This is a genomic window from Streptomyces sp. NPDC059443 (assembly GCF_042750105.1).
Classification (GTDB): Bacteria; Actinomycetota; Actinomycetes; order Streptomycetales; family Streptomycetaceae; genus Streptomyces.
The window spans coordinates 141,343-158,117 of sequence record NZ_JBHYVM010000005.1; the positions used below are offsets into that span (position 1 = coordinate 141,343).

Below are 16,775 nucleotides of genomic sequence, written 5' to 3' on the forward strand. Positions count from 1 at the left end.
ACGGCACACCGCGCCAACCGTCCGGCTCAGCGCCCAACATTCACACGAACGGATTAATCGGATGAAAATCCCCTCCGACCACGCCATCACGGCGGCCGACGCGATCCAGAAGATGAACCACGCGCTGATCAACAGCGGCAACACATCGGCTCCCGAGATCAGCGCCACCGTCCAGGCCCTGATCACCCTCGTGGACCGCCTCCCCGAGGCCCTCGGACGCCTCTCCAACCACCTGGTCCGCGAGGAGAAGGCGGCCCGCGTGCGGATGGACGACAACAGTGACCCGGCGAAGGCGGTGGTGTGGGTCGACACCTTCCTCACGGACGCCGACAGCGACCTAGCCGATGTCTCCAAGAGCCTCCACGCGGCCGGGTCCCTGCTGTTCAAGATGGGCCAGCCGTACGAAGGGGAGGACGAAGTCCGATGACGGCCCGCACCTCCACCGCGAAGGCCTTGACCGACCTCGTCGACCTGGTGCGCCGTACGCCCGGCTGGAGGGTCATCGACCAGCGCAAGGGCAGCGGAGTCACCGTCCAAGCGCCCAACGGCGAGCAGGCCAGTTTCAACATCGCCGGGGCCGCGTCCAACGCGAAGCTGCCGAACGTCCAGGGCCGTCTCAAGCGGATGGGCTGGGACCCCACCGCCGCCGACCGGGCCAAGGAACGCGCCGCGAAGAAGCGCCTGGCCGCCACCCGCCAGCGCAGCGACGACGCCATAGCCCACGCCCAGCGCGACGGCGAACGCCGCGCCCACGCCGAGCGCCTCGACAAGGCCCGCACCGAGCTGACCCGCGCCGAAGCCGAGCTACGGGCCTCCCGCCTCGCCTTCGAGCGCGCCGAGTCCGCCCACCGCCGGGCCGCCGCCCGGCTCCAGCACCTCGAAGGAGTAACTCCATGACCCAGGTCACCCGTTGGCAGTGCGACCAGCTTCATGACGGCCTGAGCGCCCCCGTCTTCTCGATCCATAGCTCACGCCCCGAGTTCCTCCGGGACGCCGTCGACCGCCGGTCCTGCGAGCACATCACCGAAGCCGAGCGCGCCGAGCTGTCCGCCGGCCGCGTCCCCGCCCGCCTGACCCCGAAAGAGGAGTCCGCGTGACCACCACACAGCCCGAGCCGACCGTGAAGGTCTGGAAGTGCGACGAGCCGGGGTGCACAGTCAAATTCCGGTCCGCCAGTCCCGCCCTGCTTGACCGCCTCGCACAGGCCCACGCCGCCCGTCGCCACGGCGGTGGCCAGTGACCGAGATCGAGACCTCCCCCGTACGCCCCGAGGGCGGCGGCACCGAGGTCACCGACACCATGTGCACGAGGTGCGGCTGGACGTACTCGATGCTGTGCCCTGAGTGCCCCGGCTGCGGATGTTTCACCGGCTCGTGCACCGGCTGGCGCCACGGCGAGTACCAGCAGGACGAGGACGACGAGCCCGGCGACTGCGGAGACGACGACTGTGAGGGCTGCGACGAGTGCAGCCCGTACGGGATGGCCTATGGGGAAGCGGGCTGGTGATCACGGCCAGCATCGCGCGATGAGACGATCTTGAGATCGTTGCTGGAAGGCCGGTACGCGTCTTCCTACCCGAACGGCAGTGATTTACCGTCCACGGATGCGTGAAGACGAAGGAAGTTTCGGCGAGGCCATGGCCATCCTGTCGAGCTTCGCCTCCTACGACATGAAGCAGGATGCCACCCGGATGCTGGTCTGGCTCGACCAGGCGAAGCTCGATGTCCGCACCGGCCTGCCTATTCGGGACTACACCCGTCGCGTACCGAACCGGGCCTTCACGGCCTATACCGTCGCCCGGCTTCTTGCCGACGACGGGCTGATCGTTACGCCCCCTGGCTGGGACAACGGCACTGCCGACATCAGCCTTACCGCGCGGGGACGCGCGTGCGTCAACCACTACGGAGGAAACGTGAACGAGTACACCCGGGACAACCCGCAGCAGCAGCCCAGCATCCGCATCGGTAACGTCGGCGAGGGGTCGGCCGTCAACTTCGGTTCCGGTGCCATCACCGCGGCGAAGGGCGCGACGGTCAACGCCGGTGCAGGAGCCCAGCAGAGCACCTCCGGAGTCGACAGCGGCGACCTCATCGCCGTCCTCTCCCTCATCCGCGCCAACATGCCCATGCAGACCGACCAGGACTTCATGGACGAGGTGATCGCCGACGCCCAGGGCCAGGAAGACACCCCCTCGCTGCGCCGCAGGATGTGGCAGGCCATCACCGGCTACATCGCCCGCAACGAGGTCATCGTCGCCGACAGCGTGAACGGCGTCCTGGAGCAGCTCAACAACAACTTCTAGGCCCCCGGCTTCCCGATCCTCCGACGCAGCCCCCGCCCCCGGCAGCAGCCCGGACCAGGCGGGGGCTGCGTCATTTCCGGCACCGATGGCGCAGGCCCGGGTGGGCGCCTATTTTCGAAGGGCACCACCACGACCCGGGAGCCGCACATGCCGACGACGCTCTACCCTCGCCGCCGCCGGAACGAGACCCCCGAGGCCCTCGCCTTCGCGTACAAAGACCCGGGCGGCCCCTGGACGATCGCGGCCCGCTGCCCGTACTGCTGCCAGGACCACAGGTACGGCGCCGGACACGGCCCGGCTCCCAGCTTCCCGGCCGGCACCGTCCGATGCCGCGGGCGCAGTTACTCGCTCACGTTGCTGGACTTTGCAGCGTCTTGATCAGCCCAAGGCGAGGGCAGCGCGCTTGACGCCTTGCAGCGTCCACGGCGGACAGCTCTTGTCCCCCTCCAGGGAAGGGAGCGTCGCCCACCGGATATCGGCAACCTCCTCCGGAGAAGCGATGAGGGGCTGCGCGTCCGCGGGCATCTGCGCGGCGAGCACCACGTTGATCACCGGATTGCCGGAGTCCGTCACGAAGAACACGCTCTCGGCGTAGCTGAGATCGGCCTCCGCCAGATCGACGCCGATCTCCTCCAGCACTTCCCGGCGGGCGGTGTCCGTCAGAACATCCCCACCGGGCGAGTCTGCGTCCACCGTCCCACCGACCAGAGACAACTGCCCGGCCGCGTGCTCCTCGTTCAGCCCGCGCACGATGAGCAGCCATTCGTCCCCGCGGCGCAGTGCCACATCCACGTTGATCGCGTACTTCAAGGGGTCTCCTTCGCGGCGGCGCAGTTACTCGCTCATTCCGCTCAACTTCGCAGGGTCCTGACCATCACCGCGTACAGGGGAGAGTCGTCGGAGGGCTTCGCCTCGTCCCGCTTCTCGTAGCCCCACTTCTCGTACAGGGCTTGTACCTTCGGGTGCGTGGAGTCGACGAGGAGCGTCACGTAGTCGACGTCGAACGATTCGACCAGCGCGTCATGTATCTGCTGTGCCCGGCCGGTGCCCTGCCACTGGGGCAGCACCATCAGCTCGGACAGGGCGAGGATCCGGCCGAGCACGCCCTTGGGCCGGTCCGATCCTTTCCACCAGCCGCCGGGCTTGAACTTCGAGCCGTACGCGTACCCGACCGGGCCGCCGTTCTCCCACCCCGAGACGCAACTCCAGTCCTCGCGCCCTGACCATGTGTCGACGAAGTACGAGAACCGCTCGCGCGAAGTGAACGGGTCGGGATCGTTGGCGTACACCTCGTCGTGGATGTCCAGGAGCAAGGAACGGACGTCCGGTGCGTCGGCGTGCGTGTACGTCTTCAGATCCATTGGCGTGACTCCTCGATCCAGCTCAAAACCTCGGGCGCCTTCGTGCCCGTGGCCGCGATGACTTGGCGCGTTCTGGCAAGCGTGTTCGTCGTACGCTGCGACCCGGACTCCGGCAGCAGCATTCCGTAAGCCCGCCTCCCGGTTGCGCACGCCAGCTCCACCTCCCCCTGCCTCACCTGGGACAGGGACAGGTGCGCCGTGAAGAGTGCCCTGTTGCGGACCATGTCGTCGGGGAGGGCGGCGAGGGTGCGGTGAAGGCAGGACTCGGCCCGCGCGTGCTCACCCAGCGCCGTCCAGACGTACGACGACAGGGCGCCGAACTCGGCGGGGCTGTAGAACGTGATCCACTCCGACGGCCGCTCACCCCCTGCCCGTCCGAACGCCTTCTCCGCGAGGTCCAGGGCCCGCAGCGACTCCGCGGGCTGACGCAGCCTGGCCAGGGCGTTGGCGTGCCGCATGTACCCCAGCGACGCGTACAGCGGGTCACGCCGGGCAACCGAAGACTGCTTCATCACCTCCGCGCCGGCCGCCGCCTCGGCATGGTTCTCCCGCTGGCTGGAGGCGAGCATCAGGTGGTCCCAGACCCGGTACATGGCCTCGCCGTCGCGCGCGAGACCCGCGAGGGTGAGGGCCTTGTCGAGGTGGGCGCGTGCACGCTGCGGAGCGCGTGCGTCGATTGCGGCGAACGCCGCCAAGCACGTGACGTCGGACGCGAGCCGGTACATCCGACGCCGGATGCGGTCCGAGGCGCCACCGCCGGCGAGCGACGACTGGGCACGCGCCGCCAGCTCGACGGCCTTGTTCTCCATCCGCCGCGTTCCGCCGAGCCGCGAGTCGTCGCGCAGCAGCTCGGTGTACTCCCGGTGGAACCGGTCGGCGTCGGACTGCCCCAGCCGCAAGGGACGTGCAGGGATGACAGCAGCGGCAGCAGTTCCGGTCGCTGCGAGAAGCAAGGTACGGCGGTGCAATGGGTCCTCCGCTGATGCTGCGGAACGTGGTGGGGCGAACCCTAAATCCGCGACCGGGCGTCCGAATACCTCCTCCAGCGCGATGCAGGTCCGGCCAATCGGCCGCCGGGTGGCGCCGTTCAGCAGGTTCCTCACGGTGCGTGCGGAGACATCGCCTGGTCTGCCGGTGAGGTTTTGGAGCGCGGTGTTCATCTGGCGTGCCAATTCGTCCTGCTTGAGCCCGAGTTCATCCATCTGGGCCTTGAGGACGGCGTTCACTCCCATGCGACAGAACGTAGCCGCACGGGCACTGTCCGAACCACCCGCCGGGCAATGCGGGCGCAAAGTTTTCCGGTCGACTGCGGGCAACTCGGCAGCAACCCTTCCTGTCCACGCACGCTCGACGGTCGTTGAATTGTCATCACGCCGCCCCCGCAGGGCGGTTCCCCTGGCCCCGCCGCTGTCGACCCCCTTCGTGGCGGGGCCGGGCACCACCTCATCAAAGGAGCACACCGAGATGAGCACGAGCACCCTGCCCACCCCTGCTGAGATCGCCGGGCGCGCGGTCGAGATCCTGGCCGCGATCCGCGCCGACCCCGAGTTCGGAGCCTTCGAGGCCGCGACGCTGGAGTACTCCTCCGACTGGCAGTGCTTCACCGGCTTCCCCGTGATCGAGCGCTGGAACCTCGACACCGACAAGGCCCCCCTGTTCACCGAGGGGCTCCGCGCCCTCGCCCTCAAGGCCGCGGTCTTCAACCTCACCGGTGACGAGCGCCTGGCGGAGATCCCCGTCGCGGTCCCGGTCGACGAGATGACGCACGCGATGATCGCCCAGCCGCAGCTCTTCGCGCGGATCGCGGAGCGCACCGGGTTCGCCCTGATCCACCAGACCGACCAGGAGCACACCGACTACACCGACGGCGACTTCACCCACCGGGCATACCGCCTCGCGTGGGGCGAGCCCCCGGCCCGGTACTGGCTGGTGAAGGAGGAAGTCGACCGGCGGGTGAAGATCCTCACCGCGCGGTACGCCAGCATCGGCATGGACCGCGCCGGCCGCGAGCACGACATCGAATTCGCCGCCGCGTAGGTCACCGGGAACGGAACAACGACCAACGCCTCCGCGGTGGCTCCTGCTCGACAACGACCCGTTCGGGCGGAGGCGCGATCCGGTCCGGCGCGACCCCGACCTTGTCCGGGTGCACGCAGGCGGGAGTCCCGTCTGAGGTGTAGCGGTGACCGTCGGCCGGGTTGAACGGGCACTCGCGCGAAGGCCGGTCGTAGACGACGAAGGCGTCCCTGGGAAGCCGCAGCGAGGGACAGATCCCGCACGCCGGGTGGTCGCTGTCCTCAGTGATGAACGGCTCGGCCATCCCCGCACGATACCCCCGAGCAACGGGCCGCGATCCCGTCCTCGCAAACGCACCCGCGGCCCGTTGCACCCTCCAGCCTGAGGAGAGCGCCATGACCCAGCCCCTGCCTTGCCGCCCGCTCGCCCGCCAGATCGAGGACCAGCCCACATACGGCACCCTCAGTCCGCGTATGCGGAAGGTCGCCGAAGAGGGATGGGCGAAGTTCCTGGCCCGCGCGGCCGGCGGGGATGAGGACCAGCACGAGCGAGCCGAGGACAACGGCGACCGCCCATGAGCGGCTTACGCGAGCGTGACCCGTGGGGCTGGCGCCAGCAGCTCGCCGCCCTGGTCTACGTGATCGGGGCCAGCGCCGTGGTCATCACGCTCGCCCTGGCCGGAAGATCCGGCCGGTAACCCCACCGACTCCCCGCTCCGCGCTTCCACCGCCCGGGGCGGGACGCACCACCGTCATGCACCACTCGCAGTACGATGAGAGGAGCACCACCATGACCGACACCATCGAGCGCACCGAACTGGGCAAGTTCTTCACGGTCACCGCCCGCCGGTTCGCCGAGGGACACGGAACGGTCGAGATGTTCTCCGGCGCGATCGACGCCGAGTGGCACCGGCTGATGGAGACGCCCGAGTACGCCGACTTCAGCACCGCCCACGCCGGAACCGTGCTGGGTCACGGGGCCAACTGCGGCACCGGTCCCGTCACCTGGGTCACCGCGTACGAGGAGATGTACGGCACGCTCCCGGCGATCTGGTTTACCCGCGAGGACGGCACCCTCGACGAGGAGGGTCTGGCCCACTACCGGGAGACCGGCACCGTACGCGGTGAGTGGAACTGCAACCCCACCGGCGGAGATGGCGACGACGTCGCCCCCGCGCCGAAGAAGTCCGCCACCGCATGATCCCGACGCACACCGACGTAGCGTCCCGGCCCACCGCCGGGGCGCTTCGCCTCGTTGAGCCCCGCACCACCCAGCCCCGCTCGGTGGACATCAGCGGCTACGTCCAGCAGATGAGCACGCACTGCCCCTACCTCGCCCCGTCGGTCGAGCGAGGGCTGACCGGCTGGACCGTCTACGAGGTGGCCGGCGAGGCGGACGCGGTCGAGGCGGAACTGTTCTGGTCGGGAAGCCGCGCCGCCGAGTGGGTCCGGCCCTTGGCCTCCCGCCTCCACGGTGCGCTCGTGTGCGAGAACGTCGTTCTCCTGGGCGGTGGCCGTGACGTGACCGGCTGGCCGCACTGGGCCTTGAAGAACCTCTACGCGCCGGTGGGGGTGATGTTCGGGAAGTTCCACGCGGGCGAGGAGGAGGTGGCACAGGATGGCCGGAGCATCCCCGCCGCTCCTGTCTCGTTCATCCCGGTGCGGCCCGCAGTCCGCAGGCGCGACCCGCGTTTCCTCCACGACACCCCGGACCTGGCCGACGCGCTCGCCGTGGCGTCCGACGACGGCCGCGACGTATTCGAGCACCTGCCCCACGACTGGAAGGCGGTACGGGCATGGTCCCGGACGAAACTCCCCCCTGTCCCCCGGAAGCAGTAGCCGCCGCCGAGACGCTGTGCGGCGGCCCGGTCGAATTGAAGAGCATCACCGACCGGCGCGGGTCCGCGGTGTGGAAGGCGACCGGCCCGGCCGGCCCGGCGGCCGTGAAAGCCGGATTCGGCGAAGGCGCCCAGATCACCGCGCGTGAGGCCGAGGTTCTCGGCAAGCTGCCCGAGTACAACGTCGACTCCGGCACCCATGAGGGCACGGTGTGGATGGTGACACCTTGGTTCGAGGGCCCTTCCACCTGGGGCGTGTTCAAGACCGTGCGCGAAACCGGGGAGGGCCTGGACACGGCCAAGGCGGGCGCGGTCACCCTCTGCCGCACCGTCGCCGCCCTCCACGAATCCGGATGGGTCCACTCCGACCTCCAGCCCGCCCACGGCGTCCACACCCCCGACGGCGTGAGACTGCTCGATCTCTCATGGGCATGGAAGGAAGACTTCGTTCCCGGCCCCGAATTCCGCGGCGGCATCGTCCACCTCGTCGCGCCCGAACTCGCCGCCTCCATCAACGTCGGCATCATGCCCGTCACCCCCAGCAAAGCCGCCGAGGTGTACGCCCTCGCCGGATCCCTGTGGACCTGCATCACAGGCCGCTGGCCGCTCGACTACAAGACCGCCGGCATCGACACAAAAGAGATCGGCCCGGCCAAAACCCGCGCCCACATCGCCAACCGCCGCATCCCCCTGGACACCTCAACACCATGGCCCGCCGTTCAGGACGTGCTGCGCCCCGTACTGCTGGGCGGGCCCGGCGACCGCCCGACCGCTGCCGAACTCGGCGATCTCCTGGCGGCGCTGTGACCATCCCCGTCACCCTGCGGGACCTCGTGTCCGACGACGCCCCCGCCATCCAACGCATCTACAGCGGAAAGTCCGTCGCCTTCACCACCGGCAAGCCCATCACGATCGAAGAGGCCACCGCCAAGATCTCCGCATGGGGACGCAGCGCCTTCGGAATCACCGTGCACGGCGACTTGCTCGGCGTCGTCAAGATCCACTCCCGCACGCAATCAACCGGAACCATCAGCTACATCCTGCGCGAGGACTCCTGGGGCAACGGCTACGCCACCGACGCCGTACGACAGATCACCGACTTCGCGTTCAACAGGGTGGGCCTGGAGCGCCTGGAAGCCAAGCACCACCCCGACAACCCCGCCTCCGGCCGAGTCCTGGCCAAGGCCGGATTCGACTGCCACGGGCTCCACGACGACTTCGTGACCTACGCCCTGGAGAAGAAGCGCACAGCATGAGCAACACCCGCCGCATCGCCTACTTCACCGAGCCGCACGAACACATCGTGCAGATCAACGGCGTGGTCGTCGTCGCCCAGGACGACCAGGGCCGTATCGCCCTGATCCGGCAGACCATCCACCTGCACGGCACCGTTCTGACGGCGCCCGGTGGCGGGATCGAGGAGGGCGAGGACCCCCTTGACGCGGCGAAGCGGGAGCTGGAGGAGGAGGCCGGGATCACCGCTGCCGTGTGGACGCCGCTGGGCTTCACGGTCCCGATGTCCCGCAGCACCATGAAGCTCCACATGTACGCGGCCACCGCCCTCGGACCCGGCGTCCAGGCCCTCACCGCCACCGAGGCCGAGCAGGGCCTCACCGTCCAGTGGACGCCTCGCAAGGAGGCCGTGCAGGCAGCCCTTGACGGACGTATCAAGCTCGCCGGAGCGGCCCTCGCGCTGCTGACCTGGTCGGCCCGGACGGAGGTCACCGCATGAGGGAATGGCTCCCGCCCGAGGAGTACGTGAAGACGATCGCTCAGTCCACCTCGTACGCCTGCCTGTACTTCACCGATACCCATGGCCGCCCGGTCCAGCTCAAGGCCGCCTACAAAACCGAGATCTGGCAGTGGCCCGGCGGCAACATGGATCCGGGCGAGACGCCGTGGGAGTGCGCGCTGCGGGAGTGCCTGGAGGAGACCGGGATGGTCTTCGAGGGGGAGCAGAAGCTGTTGGGGTCTCAGTTCATCGGCCATCGGGGCAGCTCGTGGCCGATGAACCACATCGGGTTCGTCTTCGACGGGGGCACCCTCACCGACGAACAGATCGCCGCGTTCGTGCTTGACCGCGAGGAGCACACCGAGGTCCAGGTCCACACCCTGGAGGAGTGGGAGGAGATCATGTCACCGGTGAACTTCGCCCGGCTCAAGGTCGTCGACCACGCACGCCGTACGGGGACCGTCGCCTACCTGGAGCGCTGACCGGTACCTGTCCAGAAGGAAGACCACCACCATGACCGAACGCGTCCGCGCCGTCCTCGTCACCCACGGACTCACCGGCGACATCACCGAACTCCCCGAGCCCGGTCCCACCGCAGCAGCCACCGCCGCGCAACTCGGCTGCGAAGTGGGCGCCATCGCCAACAGCCTCGTCTTCTCCGTCAACGGGACGCCTCTCCTGGTCCTGGCCAGCGGCGCCCACCGCGTCGACACCCGCAAGGTCGCCCGGCTTCTCGGCGTCGGCCGCGCGAAGATCCGCTCCGCCAGCCCCGAGTTCGTCCGGCAGGTCACCGGTCAGGAAGTCGGAGGTGTCGCTCCCGTCGGACACCCGCAGCCCCTGCGGACCCTGGTCGACGTCCACCTCGACAACTTCCCCCATGTCTGGGCCGGCGCGGGCCTGCACCACACCGTCTTCCGCACCACCTTCACCGAACTGCTCAAGCTCACCGACGGGGAAGCCGCCGACATCAAGGAGATCACCGCATGACCGACTTCAAGAGTGCCGAAGTGATCGTCACCACCCCCGACGGGAAGGTGCTGCTCCAACTGCGTGACGACATTCCGGGGATTTGCTGGCCCGGCTACTGGCACACCCTCGGGGGCGCCCGCGAGGAAGGTGAGACGCCGTACGAGACGGCCCGGCGCGAGCTGCTGGAGGAGGCTGGCATCGACGTGGAAGGGCTGCTGCCGCTGGACGTGGTGCCCTACGAGGCCGACGACACGGAAGCCCATCGGTGGTTCCACGCGATCGTGGACGTGGACCCCGATCAGTTGGTCTGCGGCGAAGGCCAGGAGGTGCGCTTGGTGCCGCTCGGCGAGGTTCAGTCGATGCACGTGCCGCCGCACATCAAGGACTACCTGAGGCAGCTCGAAGGACACCTCCGTGTCGGCAAGCCGCGGGTGTGGGCGCAGATCGACCGCCTCCACGGCGTCCTCGCCAAGCACTGCGAGGACATCGGACAGCCCTTCCTCCCCATGCAGATGACCAAGCTGTCCGAAGAGGTCGGTGAAGCCGCCCAGGCCCTCCTCGGTGTCCTCGGGGCCAACCCCAGGAAGGGCGTCAGCCACACCATGGAGGAATTCCAGGCGGAAATCTGCGACTCCATCGTGGCCGGCATGGTGCTGCTGCGGGCGACCACCTCCGACGCGGCGTCGGTGCTGTCCGACCACGTGGCACAGTGGAGCGGCTTGGACGGACGGCCGTGATCATCTGTTTGCGCTGGGGGTGGATTCCCCGCAAACGCTGCTGGTGCGTCCGTCCCATCCGGTGCGGGAAGTGCGGTATCTGAATGCTCCAGCACCTCATCACCCACGACGATGACCTGCGGATGGTCCCCGCCAACCGCGAGCACCTGGCCGCCGCCGCCGAAGAACTGCGCGGGGACCTGCGGAATCGTGTCCGGTGGATCGGTATCGGTCTGCTGAGCCTGGGCAGCTACGGCGAAGCATGCGCGTTCCTGCGGCAGGCGCTCGACCTGGCCGAAGCCAGTGGCAACGTCCGGTCCGTCATCGCCACCGAACTCAATCTCGGTGACGCGCACCGTTACGCCGGTGAGACGGAGACCGCTGGCATGCTCTACCGCGACGCGCTGGACGCCGCCCGCGCGGGGCACCCGGATCTCGTCGACTTCGCCCTCCAGCACGTCGGCAAGCACCTCATGGAACAAGGCGACCTTGTGGGTGCGCGCACCCACCTGCGGGAGGCGCTGCAACTGCGGATCGCCAAGGGTGACGCCGACCTGGTCGAGTCCACCGAGGCCGCACTCGACCGCGTGGAGCTGCTCAAGCTCACCGACGGGGAAGCCGCCGACATCGGCGAGAGCTGACCCTCACCACCACGGCCGCGCCGGTCTCGAAGGCGCCGAGCGGGGACCCAGTCCGTACCGGGCCATCCTCTGCTCGTGCGTCTCCACCGGGACCGGCTCCGGCTCGGGGGCCGGAATCTGCGGCTGCTTCGCCCGCGCGTCCTCCACCATCCGCTGTTGCCTCAGCTTGATGTCCCGGGCGTGCGCGTGGTCCCACTCGGTCCACTCGGACTCCGACTTCATCATCGCGTCGGCCATTCGCTGCTCGTCCGCGGTCACCGCCTCGTTGTAGCGCTGCCGGTCATTTCCGAAGTCGAAGGTGATCGGCACGTCCAGGGCCGGGTCGGTCCTCGGCTCTCGATCCGGCTTCTTCGTCCACGGCGCCCTCATCTACGCCTCCTCCGCGGGCACGATGGTGACCTCGTTGTCGGGGTCCATACGCGGTGGGCGCCCCGGCTTCACCGGCCGCAGTCCGTCCGGCGTGATCACGGTCCCGGTGTCTTTGGCCAACCCGTTCGGGTAGCGCTCGACCGGCGGCGCCGGCCAGTCCGTGGCCCCCGAGGTCGCGGCTCGCGCCAGCCCCTGCAAGAACGGGGTCGTGCCGCGGAGCACCTGCTGCCACACAGGCGGAAGCTCCTCAGCCGCCTGCAACCCGGCCGGAACCGGCTGTGATTCGGTCTCCCGCCGGGCCCGCCGCTCGGACAGGGTCGGAGTGCCCTCCCCACTGAGCCACGCTCGTTCCGCCGGATCGGGCGGAAGCTGCAACCCTTCGCGGGGGTCGTAGTAGAACTGCTCGGGCTCGGGCTGCTCCTGCGAACCCGGTGGGTTCTGCTTGAGCCAGTAGGCGGCCTTCCACTCCCGCAGCAGCTTCTTCCGCTTTTCCGCCCGGGGCCTGGTCAAGCGACGATGTCCGGCAACGCCCGGCGCATCCGCTGCGCGGCCTCCCGGCTCAGGCTCTGCTGTGCCCCCTGGGCCAGTCTCGACTCCCAGAACCCACTGGCCGGCGCCATGTTCGCGCTGGCGGTGTAGCCCGCGTAGGTCTCGTTCACCCCGCTGTACGCGGCGTTGTCCTCGCGCCCCGCGCTGTACCCGCGCACCATGGCCGCCCGCTGCCGAGCCTCGTCCACCGTCGGGGAGTCTGTCAGGTAGACGTTGTTGCCCCTCGGGAGCGACCGGTTGCCGAAGGCCTCCGGGGCCACCGACTGCACGAAGGCGCCCCGGTCGTGGGCCTCGGTCTGCGTGTTCCAGGTCCCGCGCTGGGAGCTGTAGATCTCCCAGGCGAGCTGGGCGTGGGGGTTGCCGTCGTGGAACGCCTCACGGTGCATCCGCCGGACCTCGGCCTGCTGGGCCCGGACGTTGTCGATGGTGGCGCCCACGCATTCGTTGGCCTGGTCCACTGTGCACTCCTGGGTACGCGGAATAGATTCACCACAATTGTCCGCTTACCATGGAGCTGGACGTTAACTCAATCCCCCATTCGTGACCGCTTTCCTCGGACCCACCCTCGGCTCCAGACACAGGTCGTATTGCCCGTGCCCGCCACGACCGAGGGGAGTCCCTGCGTGGACCCCGAGCAGATCAGCCCACTGTCGCCGGATCCGGATACTCCGGAGTCCCGCGGCATCCCGTCCAGCGCCGGCCAGAACCTCAATGCCCGCCAGTTCGGCCGCGGCCTCGAACCGCGTGGTGCGGACCGCTCCGGTGTCGGAACCGGCGCCCCCACCGGCTACACGCTTCCGCACTACGGCAGCGCCGAAGACCACCTCTGTCGCCCCCTCGCCGGCGAGGTCAACGGCGACGACGACGGCCTGGTCCCCGGCTTCCGCTCCGGACCGCCCGGCATGATCACCCACAGCCCCGGCATCCCCTTCGACCACGCCGAACGCAACATCGTCAGCCGCCCCCACCACGGCGCCCGCCCCGAAGACGACGAGTTCGCCTCCGAGGTGGACCAGAACCTGGGGCGCCGATGACCCACACCTACGGCAGCACCCAAGGCGCCGCTGCCGCCCAGCGCGAACTGGACCGACTCGGACAACGACACCAGGACATCTACAACAGCGCGCCCAACTACCCCCACGAGCCCAAGCCCGAAGAGATCGACCACCGCGCCGCCCTGTACGCGGCCGTCCCCGGCGACGATCACGGTTGCACCTTCCACAACTGAACAGACAACCGAACAGACAAGAGAAGAAGAGGGCCTCCGCGGGGCTCTCTCTCTCGTTGGCAGTGGCCCTACCGGCGGAGAGTAGAAGAGCGCTCCGGGTGGGCTTCCGTGACGCCGTGGACGACGCGCACATCCACGTAGTTCTGGTGCAGCACCCCCACCACGTCGTTCACCCGGTGCCGGTCGAACTCGGCGGCTCCGCGCTCCTCGTTCCACGTGAACAGGCCGGGCAAGGCGTCAGCCACCCAGTTCTCCCCGTTCTGGTACCCCGAGGGCATACGCAGCCTCGCCGGCGCGTGCCTGCTGTCGGTCGGTACGAAGATCTTCGGCATGTCGTTGTCGTTCATCATGTGCTCCGATCTGGTGGAACCCCCCTGTGCGGGCGCCCGGCATCCGGCACCCTTGATGCATGAGCTACCCCCGGGCCAAGTGCCCCGTCTGCGAGCGTCCGGTGGCCCTGCTGCCCACCCGCAGGGCAGGCCACGGAAGCGTTCATGATCACAAACGCAGCGCCCGCGCCCTCGTGCTCTGCGGGGGCTCGATGCAGCACGTCGCTTATACGGAAGCACTGGCCTGGCAGGAGACCCTCCCGGAGGACGCCGACCGGGCAGTGGCCCCGGCGACGGAGGCGCTAGCCCTTTTCTGACGCGCCGACCGGCTCGCGGAGGATCTCGTCCTCGAAGTGCACCACCCTGACCGCGGGCGGCTCGACCTCCGCCAGCTCCAGGACACGCGTGTAGTCGAGGCCCTTGATGTGTCCGGCCGGAAGGAGAACTCCCTTCCACAGGACGACGGGCTCACGGCGTCCGTCGGCGTGTACGTTCCACGAATGCACCGGCAGGACATAGCGCTGCCCATCCGCGAGCATCCGCAGTTCAACTTGCAGGTCGCCGGTCTCAGGTAGGGCGGCGACGACGGGGGTGGACATCAGCTTCTCCTTTGGTGATGGTCACGCCGATTCGGGGGTCTTGGTGATTCTCGACTTGGACGGTGAAACCTCGGATACACCCGAAGCAGCCGCACCGGGCGCAGTGCCGGGCCTCCCACTGGTGCGGCCAAGCCGGAGGGTCTGACGGGGGCTCTGGGGGCCGTGCACGGCGCCTACGGCGTCGCTGGCGACGGGTCACGGGGTTCGCTCGCCGGCCTCGGCCAGGAACTGGTCGCGGAGCCGGGTGTAGGTGTTCTTCTCCTCCGCGGAGAGCCTGGCGATCTCCTCGGCGTGGAGGGCGGCGGTGTACACGATCTTGAGGTGCGCCGCGGCGGCGGGGTTGGACATGGCGGTGCCTTCCGGTGGGGGGAATCGGTTCTGCGGAGTCAGGCGGGGAGGTACGGGGACCAGGCAGTGTCGGCGCTCCAGACGCCGGTCTCCTTGTCGAAGCCGAGCAGGCGTTCGTAGGAGGCGACGGCGTCGAAGGGGCGGGTGAAGTACCGGTGCTTGACCTGCGTCCCGCTCTCGGTCATCCAGCGGACGACGTAGAGGCGCCCCGCACGCGGGGCCAACAGGTTCCCCTTATAAGGGGTGTTCTGGGGCATATCTCCATTGTGGGACCCCTCGGCGCGATCCGAAAGGGGCCGCCGACAGGTTCATCCGCGCGGGCTCAGCCCTGGCCTAGGACCCAGTTGCCCGGACGGAAGTTCGAGGTCCGCCGGTCACGTCGTGGATGGGCGTGGTGTCCATCCACGCCCAGTCACGCGTGGTCGTCATGACCACGCGTCCCCACCACGGTCACGCGGGGGCCGGGCGGGGGGCCGATGCCGTCGAACATGGCCTTGGTGAGGGCCTCGACGATGTCGGGGTCCCAGTCCTCTTCCGGCAGGTCTTCGGGGTGCTCGGTCACGAGGCCCTCGGGAAGCCGCGCTCGCCGTGCTCGAAGCGGGCGCCGCGAGCCGCCTCGTAGGCCGCGCGGACACGGTTTTGCCGCCCCGCGGTGTCGGTCTCCTCGAACCACCCGTCGTAGGGCGTCAGGAAGTCCGGATCCTCGCCCCAGTGGCGCCAGCGACTCAGGGCCGCGGGTCCGCTGATGTCCATCTCGCTCAGACAGTGGGCGTCCGCGCTGCCGTTGAAGCCGTAGTAGAAGTCCCTCACGTCGAACCCATGGCCGGCGTCCTCCCTGCCCCGCGGGTCCCCTTCGCCGGACAGTCCCAGCCAGCCCCAGTTCGGTCGCCAGGGAGACCGTCCGGCGAAGGACGCGCGGGCCGCCGGTGCCTCAGGGACAGGCCCCAGCAGGAGAAGGACGGGGTACGGTCCGTCTTCGTCACGGGGAAGCGCACGCGCCGCGTCCTCCATCAGATCGCGGTCGAGCGCGGCTTCGCTGCCCTTCACCTCGACCCAGGTCCCGCACTGCGGAAGGTAGAAGTCGGGCAGGTAAGGAGTGCTGCCACCGCCGTGGCGGGGGATCGTGAAGCCCTGCGGCTCGTACTCCCACCGCACGCCGAGGGTGTCGAAGAGGACGGCCCAGCGCGCTTCGAGCCGGGAGCGGAACCGGCAGCCGGCGTACCGCGTCTCGATCGCGCTGACCGGAGACGTCGGGTTCAGCCGGTTCGGGGTCTCGTGCTGGGTCATGGGTTCAGCGGCCCTTTCGTTGAGTTCGGCCAGCAGCCGGTACTGCATCCCCTTGAAGTGCCAGATGTAGGGAACGGTCGGGGGGCGGTTTCCGACGCGAGCGAAGTACAGATCGACCAGGGCCACGCAGGTCTGGGGATCGGCACCGCCCCGGAGTAGTTCGCCGAACACCTTCACCCCGCCGGGGAAAGGTCCCTTCTCGGTCGATGCCGCCCAGGAGAAGGAGGGACAGCAGGCGAAGAAGTACTTGGCCAGGTTCTGCGCCGCATTGGCCGGCCTTGTGCTCACCTTCTTCCGGAGCGAGTAGGCGCTGGGGATGACCCTGCATGCGTACAGCTCCTGAAACACCGCTCGCTCGGGGTCCTCGGTCATACCGTTCTCCTTGCTGATGCTCATGTCTCGTTCTGTAGGCAGTAGCTACACCCTTCTAAAGAAAGGGTGGTGTAGCGCTACACGTTGCCCCGGTTGTAGTTCTCACGAAAACGCTACAAA

The 16,775-nt window shown here is 68.8% G+C and carries 34 protein-coding genes; 21 read left to right on the forward strand and 13 right to left on the reverse strand.

Going from position 1 to position 16,775, the window contains the following annotated elements; all coding sequences use genetic code 11:
* Window positions 1–61: 61 nt before the first annotated feature.
* The 6 genes from ACFXDJ_RS06715 to ACFXDJ_RS06740 all read left to right on the forward strand — a co-directional run bounded on the left by ACFXDJ_RS06715 (window position 62) and on the right by ACFXDJ_RS06740 (window position 2,302).
* Entirely contained in the window at window positions 62–427 is a 366-nt protein-coding gene (locus ACFXDJ_RS06715; RefSeq protein WP_384848072.1) for a hypothetical protein, read from the forward strand.
* Complete coding sequence (locus ACFXDJ_RS06720) at window positions 424–897, forward strand: hypothetical protein (protein WP_384848075.1); 474 nt, start codon at window positions 424–426, stop codon at window positions 895–897. The genes ACFXDJ_RS06715 and ACFXDJ_RS06720 overlap by 4 nt, the downstream gene beginning before the upstream one ends.
* Window positions 894–1,097: a hypothetical protein gene (locus tag ACFXDJ_RS06725; protein WP_384848078.1), complete on the forward strand. Its 204-nt coding sequence runs from the start codon at window positions 894–896 to the stop codon at window positions 1,095–1,097. Before ACFXDJ_RS06720 ends, ACFXDJ_RS06725 begins: the two co-directional genes overlap by 4 nt.
* Window positions 1,094–1,240, forward strand: a complete 147-nt coding sequence (locus ACFXDJ_RS06730) for a hypothetical protein (RefSeq protein WP_384848081.1) — start codon at window positions 1,094–1,096, stop codon at window positions 1,238–1,240. Before ACFXDJ_RS06725 ends, ACFXDJ_RS06730 begins: the two co-directional genes overlap by 4 nt.
* Window positions 1,237–1,506 carry a hypothetical protein gene (locus tag ACFXDJ_RS06735; protein WP_384848084.1) on the forward strand — a complete coding sequence of 90 codons (270 nt, stop codon included), beginning with the start codon at window positions 1,237–1,239 and terminating at the stop codon, window positions 1,504–1,506. The genes ACFXDJ_RS06730 and ACFXDJ_RS06735 overlap by 4 nt, the downstream gene beginning before the upstream one ends.
* Before the next feature lie 97 nt (window positions 1,507–1,603).
* A complete protein-coding gene (locus tag ACFXDJ_RS06740; protein ID WP_384848087.1) occupies window positions 1,604–2,302 on the forward strand; it encodes a hypothetical protein in 699 nt (232 codons plus the stop codon).
* Window positions 2,303–2,680: 378 nt separating this feature from the next.
* Here ACFXDJ_RS06740 and ACFXDJ_RS06745 read toward each other — a convergent pair whose 3' ends face one another.
* Genes ACFXDJ_RS06745 through ACFXDJ_RS06755 form a run of 3 tightly spaced genes read right to left on the reverse strand, consistent with a single transcriptional unit; the run spans window position 2,681 to window position 4,895 of the window.
* On the reverse strand, window positions 2,681–3,112 hold the full coding sequence (locus tag ACFXDJ_RS06745; protein ID WP_384848090.1) for an NUDIX hydrolase: 432 nt from the start codon (window positions 3,110–3,112) through the stop codon (window positions 2,681–2,683).
* 41 nt (window positions 3,113–3,153) lie between these two features.
* Complete coding sequence (locus ACFXDJ_RS06750) at window positions 3,154–3,663, reverse strand: GNAT family N-acetyltransferase (RefSeq protein WP_384848093.1); 510 nt, start codon at window positions 3,661–3,663, stop codon at window positions 3,154–3,156.
* Entirely contained in the window at window positions 3,654–4,895 is a 1,242-nt protein-coding gene (locus ACFXDJ_RS06755) for a helix-turn-helix domain-containing protein (RefSeq protein ID WP_384848096.1), read from the reverse strand. The genes ACFXDJ_RS06750 and ACFXDJ_RS06755 overlap by 10 nt, the downstream gene beginning before the upstream one ends.
* 232 nt (window positions 4,896–5,127) lie before the next feature.
* Here ACFXDJ_RS06755 and ACFXDJ_RS06760 point away from each other — a divergent pair, with 232 nt between their 5' ends.
* Window positions 5,128–5,700 (forward strand): hypothetical protein, encoded by a 573-nt coding sequence (locus ACFXDJ_RS06760; RefSeq protein ID WP_384848099.1) that lies wholly within the window; start codon window positions 5,128–5,130, stop codon window positions 5,698–5,700.
* Between the two features lies 1 nt (window position 5,701).
* Here ACFXDJ_RS06760 and ACFXDJ_RS06765 read toward each other — a convergent pair whose 3' ends face one another.
* Entirely contained in the window at window positions 5,702–5,983 is a 282-nt protein-coding gene (locus tag ACFXDJ_RS06765; RefSeq protein WP_384848102.1) for a hypothetical protein, read from the reverse strand.
* A gap of 91 nt (window positions 5,984–6,074) precedes the next feature.
* On the opposite strand from ACFXDJ_RS06765, the gene ACFXDJ_RS06770 reads away from it, so the two are divergent.
* From ACFXDJ_RS06770 to ACFXDJ_RS06820, 11 genes are all read left to right on the forward strand, one after another.
* Window positions 6,075–6,257, forward strand: a complete 183-nt coding sequence (locus tag ACFXDJ_RS06770) for a hypothetical protein (protein ID WP_384848105.1) — start codon at window positions 6,075–6,077, stop codon at window positions 6,255–6,257.
* On the forward strand, window positions 6,254–6,376 hold the full coding sequence (locus tag ACFXDJ_RS06775) for a hypothetical protein (RefSeq protein ID WP_384848108.1): 123 nt from the start codon (window positions 6,254–6,256) through the stop codon (window positions 6,374–6,376). The genes ACFXDJ_RS06770 and ACFXDJ_RS06775 overlap by 4 nt, the downstream gene beginning before the upstream one ends.
* A gap of 92 nt (window positions 6,377–6,468) precedes the next feature.
* Window positions 6,469–6,879: a hypothetical protein gene (locus tag ACFXDJ_RS06780; protein WP_384848111.1), complete on the forward strand. Its 411-nt coding sequence runs from the start codon at window positions 6,469–6,471 to the stop codon at window positions 6,877–6,879.
* On the forward strand, window positions 6,876–7,517 hold the full coding sequence (locus ACFXDJ_RS06785) for a hypothetical protein (RefSeq protein ID WP_384848114.1): 642 nt from the start codon (window positions 6,876–6,878) through the stop codon (window positions 7,515–7,517). Before ACFXDJ_RS06780 ends, ACFXDJ_RS06785 begins: the two co-directional genes overlap by 4 nt.
* Entirely contained in the window at window positions 7,475–8,323 is an 849-nt protein-coding gene (locus tag ACFXDJ_RS06790; RefSeq protein ID WP_384848117.1) for a hypothetical protein, read from the forward strand. The genes ACFXDJ_RS06785 and ACFXDJ_RS06790 overlap by 43 nt, the downstream gene beginning before the upstream one ends.
* Window positions 8,320–8,772 carry a GNAT family N-acetyltransferase gene (locus tag ACFXDJ_RS06795; RefSeq protein WP_384848120.1) on the forward strand — a complete coding sequence of 151 codons (453 nt, stop codon included), beginning with the start codon at window positions 8,320–8,322 and terminating at the stop codon, window positions 8,770–8,772. Before ACFXDJ_RS06790 ends, ACFXDJ_RS06795 begins: the two co-directional genes overlap by 4 nt.
* Entirely contained in the window at window positions 8,769–9,248 is a 480-nt protein-coding gene (locus tag ACFXDJ_RS06800; protein ID WP_384848123.1) for an NUDIX domain-containing protein, read from the forward strand. Before ACFXDJ_RS06795 ends, ACFXDJ_RS06800 begins: the two co-directional genes overlap by 4 nt.
* Window positions 9,245–9,730 (forward strand): NUDIX domain-containing protein, encoded by a 486-nt coding sequence (locus tag ACFXDJ_RS06805; protein ID WP_384848126.1) that lies wholly within the window; start codon window positions 9,245–9,247, stop codon window positions 9,728–9,730. The genes ACFXDJ_RS06800 and ACFXDJ_RS06805 overlap by 4 nt, the downstream gene beginning before the upstream one ends.
* Before the next feature lie 31 nt (window positions 9,731–9,761).
* The gene (locus ACFXDJ_RS06810; protein WP_384848129.1) at window positions 9,762–10,235 is read left to right on the forward strand and encodes a YbaK/EbsC family protein; all 474 of its coding nucleotides are present in this window, start codon (window positions 9,762–9,764) and stop codon (window positions 10,233–10,235) included.
* Window positions 10,232–10,954 (forward strand): NUDIX domain-containing protein, encoded by a 723-nt coding sequence (locus tag ACFXDJ_RS06815; RefSeq protein WP_384848132.1) that lies wholly within the window; start codon window positions 10,232–10,234, stop codon window positions 10,952–10,954. Before ACFXDJ_RS06810 ends, ACFXDJ_RS06815 begins: the two co-directional genes overlap by 4 nt.
* Before the next feature lie 83 nt (window positions 10,955–11,037).
* Complete coding sequence (locus tag ACFXDJ_RS06820) at window positions 11,038–11,574, forward strand: tetratricopeptide repeat protein (protein ID WP_384848134.1); 537 nt, start codon at window positions 11,038–11,040, stop codon at window positions 11,572–11,574.
* 3 nt (window positions 11,575–11,577) lie between these two features.
* Here ACFXDJ_RS06820 and ACFXDJ_RS06825 read toward each other — a convergent pair whose 3' ends face one another.
* The 3 genes from ACFXDJ_RS06825 to ACFXDJ_RS06835 are packed head-to-tail and all read right to left on the reverse strand — an operon-like array spanning window position 11,578 to window position 12,950.
* Window positions 11,578–11,943, reverse strand: coding sequence for a hypothetical protein (locus ACFXDJ_RS06825; RefSeq protein ID WP_384848137.1), 366 nt, complete (start codon window positions 11,941–11,943; stop codon window positions 11,578–11,580).
* Window positions 11,944–12,453: a hypothetical protein gene (locus tag ACFXDJ_RS06830; RefSeq protein WP_384848140.1), complete on the reverse strand. Its 510-nt coding sequence runs from the start codon at window positions 12,451–12,453 to the stop codon at window positions 11,944–11,946.
* Window positions 12,450–12,950 carry a hypothetical protein gene (locus ACFXDJ_RS06835; protein ID WP_384848143.1) on the reverse strand — a complete coding sequence of 167 codons (501 nt, stop codon included), beginning with the start codon at window positions 12,948–12,950 and terminating at the stop codon, window positions 12,450–12,452. Before ACFXDJ_RS06835 ends, ACFXDJ_RS06830 begins: the two co-directional genes overlap by 4 nt.
* 165 nt (window positions 12,951–13,115) lie before the next feature.
* On the opposite strand from ACFXDJ_RS06835, the gene ACFXDJ_RS06840 reads away from it, so the two are divergent.
* Window positions 13,116–13,526, forward strand: coding sequence for a hypothetical protein (locus tag ACFXDJ_RS06840; RefSeq protein WP_384848146.1), 411 nt, complete (start codon window positions 13,116–13,118; stop codon window positions 13,524–13,526).
* On the forward strand, window positions 13,523–13,720 hold the full coding sequence (locus tag ACFXDJ_RS06845) for a hypothetical protein (protein ID WP_384848149.1): 198 nt from the start codon (window positions 13,523–13,525) through the stop codon (window positions 13,718–13,720). Before ACFXDJ_RS06840 ends, ACFXDJ_RS06845 begins: the two co-directional genes overlap by 4 nt.
* Before the next feature lie 68 nt (window positions 13,721–13,788).
* On the opposite strand, the gene ACFXDJ_RS06850 is transcribed toward ACFXDJ_RS06845, so the two are convergent.
* The gene (locus ACFXDJ_RS06850) at window positions 13,789–14,067 is read right to left on the reverse strand and encodes a hypothetical protein (protein WP_384848152.1); all 279 of its coding nucleotides are present in this window, start codon (window positions 14,065–14,067) and stop codon (window positions 13,789–13,791) included.
* 62 nt (window positions 14,068–14,129) lie between these two features.
* Here ACFXDJ_RS06850 and ACFXDJ_RS06855 point away from each other — a divergent pair, with 62 nt between their 5' ends.
* On the forward strand, window positions 14,130–14,366 hold the full coding sequence (locus ACFXDJ_RS06855) for a hypothetical protein (protein WP_384848154.1): 237 nt from the start codon (window positions 14,130–14,132) through the stop codon (window positions 14,364–14,366).
* Here ACFXDJ_RS06855 and ACFXDJ_RS06860 read toward each other — a convergent pair.
* The 5 genes from ACFXDJ_RS06860 to ACFXDJ_RS06880 form a co-directional block, all read right to left on the reverse strand.
* The gene (locus ACFXDJ_RS06860; protein ID WP_384848157.1) at window positions 14,352–14,648 is read right to left on the reverse strand and encodes a hypothetical protein; all 297 of its coding nucleotides are present in this window, start codon (window positions 14,646–14,648) and stop codon (window positions 14,352–14,354) included. The genes ACFXDJ_RS06855 and ACFXDJ_RS06860 overlap by 15 nt on opposite strands.
* 195 nt (window positions 14,649–14,843) lie before the next feature.
* Window positions 14,844–14,996, reverse strand: coding sequence for a hypothetical protein (locus ACFXDJ_RS06865; RefSeq protein WP_384848160.1), 153 nt, complete (start codon window positions 14,994–14,996; stop codon window positions 14,844–14,846).
* Between the two features lie 38 nt (window positions 14,997–15,034).
* On the reverse strand, window positions 15,035–15,253 hold the full coding sequence (locus ACFXDJ_RS06870; RefSeq protein ID WP_384848163.1) for a hypothetical protein: 219 nt from the start codon (window positions 15,251–15,253) through the stop codon (window positions 15,035–15,037).
* 155 nt (window positions 15,254–15,408) lie between these two features.
* Window positions 15,409–15,558, reverse strand: a complete 150-nt coding sequence (locus ACFXDJ_RS06875; protein WP_384848166.1) for a hypothetical protein — start codon at window positions 15,556–15,558, stop codon at window positions 15,409–15,411.
* A complete protein-coding gene (locus ACFXDJ_RS06880; protein ID WP_384848169.1) occupies window positions 15,555–16,679 on the reverse strand; it encodes a hypothetical protein in 1,125 nt (374 codons plus the stop codon). The genes ACFXDJ_RS06875 and ACFXDJ_RS06880 overlap by 4 nt, the downstream gene beginning before the upstream one ends.
* Window positions 16,680–16,775: the final 96 nt, after the last annotated feature.

Bases quoted from the DNA above. Each gene is read 5' to 3' on its own strand.
- ACFXDJ_RS06715 (WP_384848072.1), top strand. From the start codon at position 62: ATGAAAATCCCCTCCGACCACGCCATCACGGCGGCCGACGCGATCCAG.
- ACFXDJ_RS06720 (WP_384848075.1), top strand. From the start codon at position 424: ATGACGGCCCGCACCTCCACCGCGAAGGCCTTGACCGACCTCGTCGAC.
- ACFXDJ_RS06725 (WP_384848078.1), top strand. From the start codon at position 894: ATGACCCAGGTCACCCGTTGGCAGTGCGACCAGCTTCATGACGGCCTG.
- ACFXDJ_RS06740 (WP_384848087.1), top strand. From the start codon at position 1,604: ATGCGTGAAGACGAAGGAAGTTTCGGCGAGGCCATGGCCATCCTGTCG.
- ACFXDJ_RS06750 (WP_384848093.1), bottom strand. From the start codon at position 3,663: ATGGATCTGAAGACGTACACGCACGCCGACGCACCGGACGTCCGTTCC.
- ACFXDJ_RS06755 (WP_384848096.1), bottom strand. From the start codon at position 4,895: ATGGGAGTGAACGCCGTCCTCAAGGCCCAGATGGATGAACTCGGGCTC.
- ACFXDJ_RS06760 (WP_384848099.1), top strand. From the start codon at position 5,128: ATGAGCACGAGCACCCTGCCCACCCCTGCTGAGATCGCCGGGCGCGCG.
- ACFXDJ_RS06765 (WP_384848102.1), bottom strand. From the start codon at position 5,983: ATGGCCGAGCCGTTCATCACTGAGGACAGCGACCACCCGGCGTGCGGG.
- ACFXDJ_RS06770 (WP_384848105.1), top strand. From the start codon at position 6,075: ATGACCCAGCCCCTGCCTTGCCGCCCGCTCGCCCGCCAGATCGAGGAC.
- ACFXDJ_RS06775 (WP_384848108.1), top strand. From the start codon at position 6,254: ATGAGCGGCTTACGCGAGCGTGACCCGTGGGGCTGGCGCCAGCAGCTC.
- ACFXDJ_RS06780 (WP_384848111.1), top strand. From the start codon at position 6,469: ATGACCGACACCATCGAGCGCACCGAACTGGGCAAGTTCTTCACGGTC.
- ACFXDJ_RS06785 (WP_384848114.1), top strand. From the start codon at position 6,876: ATGATCCCGACGCACACCGACGTAGCGTCCCGGCCCACCGCCGGGGCG.
- ACFXDJ_RS06790 (WP_384848117.1), top strand. From the start codon at position 7,475: ATGGTCCCGGACGAAACTCCCCCCTGTCCCCCGGAAGCAGTAGCCGCC.
- ACFXDJ_RS06800 (WP_384848123.1), top strand. From the start codon at position 8,769: ATGAGCAACACCCGCCGCATCGCCTACTTCACCGAGCCGCACGAACAC.
- ACFXDJ_RS06805 (WP_384848126.1), top strand. From the start codon at position 9,245: ATGAGGGAATGGCTCCCGCCCGAGGAGTACGTGAAGACGATCGCTCAG.
- ACFXDJ_RS06810 (WP_384848129.1), top strand. From the start codon at position 9,762: ATGACCGAACGCGTCCGCGCCGTCCTCGTCACCCACGGACTCACCGGC.
- ACFXDJ_RS06815 (WP_384848132.1), top strand. From the start codon at position 10,232: ATGACCGACTTCAAGAGTGCCGAAGTGATCGTCACCACCCCCGACGGG.
- ACFXDJ_RS06820 (WP_384848134.1), top strand. From the start codon at position 11,038: ATGCTCCAGCACCTCATCACCCACGACGATGACCTGCGGATGGTCCCC.
- ACFXDJ_RS06825 (WP_384848137.1), bottom strand. From the start codon at position 11,943: ATGAGGGCGCCGTGGACGAAGAAGCCGGATCGAGAGCCGAGGACCGAC.
- ACFXDJ_RS06845 (WP_384848149.1), top strand. From the start codon at position 13,523: ATGACCCACACCTACGGCAGCACCCAAGGCGCCGCTGCCGCCCAGCGC.
- ACFXDJ_RS06850 (WP_384848152.1), bottom strand. From the start codon at position 14,067: ATGAACGACAACGACATGCCGAAGATCTTCGTACCGACCGACAGCAGG.
- ACFXDJ_RS06855 (WP_384848154.1), top strand. From the start codon at position 14,130: ATGAGCTACCCCCGGGCCAAGTGCCCCGTCTGCGAGCGTCCGGTGGCC.
- ACFXDJ_RS06860 (WP_384848157.1), bottom strand. From the start codon at position 14,648: ATGTCCACCCCCGTCGTCGCCGCCCTACCTGAGACCGGCGACCTGCAA.
- ACFXDJ_RS06865 (WP_384848160.1), bottom strand. From the start codon at position 14,996: ATGTCCAACCCCGCCGCCGCGGCGCACCTCAAGATCGTGTACACCGCC.
- ACFXDJ_RS06870 (WP_384848163.1), bottom strand. From the start codon at position 15,253: ATGCCCCAGAACACCCCTTATAAGGGGAACCTGTTGGCCCCGCGTGCG.
- ACFXDJ_RS06880 (WP_384848169.1), bottom strand. From the start codon at position 16,679: ATGAGCATCAGCAAGGAGAACGGTATGACCGAGGACCCCGAGCGAGCG.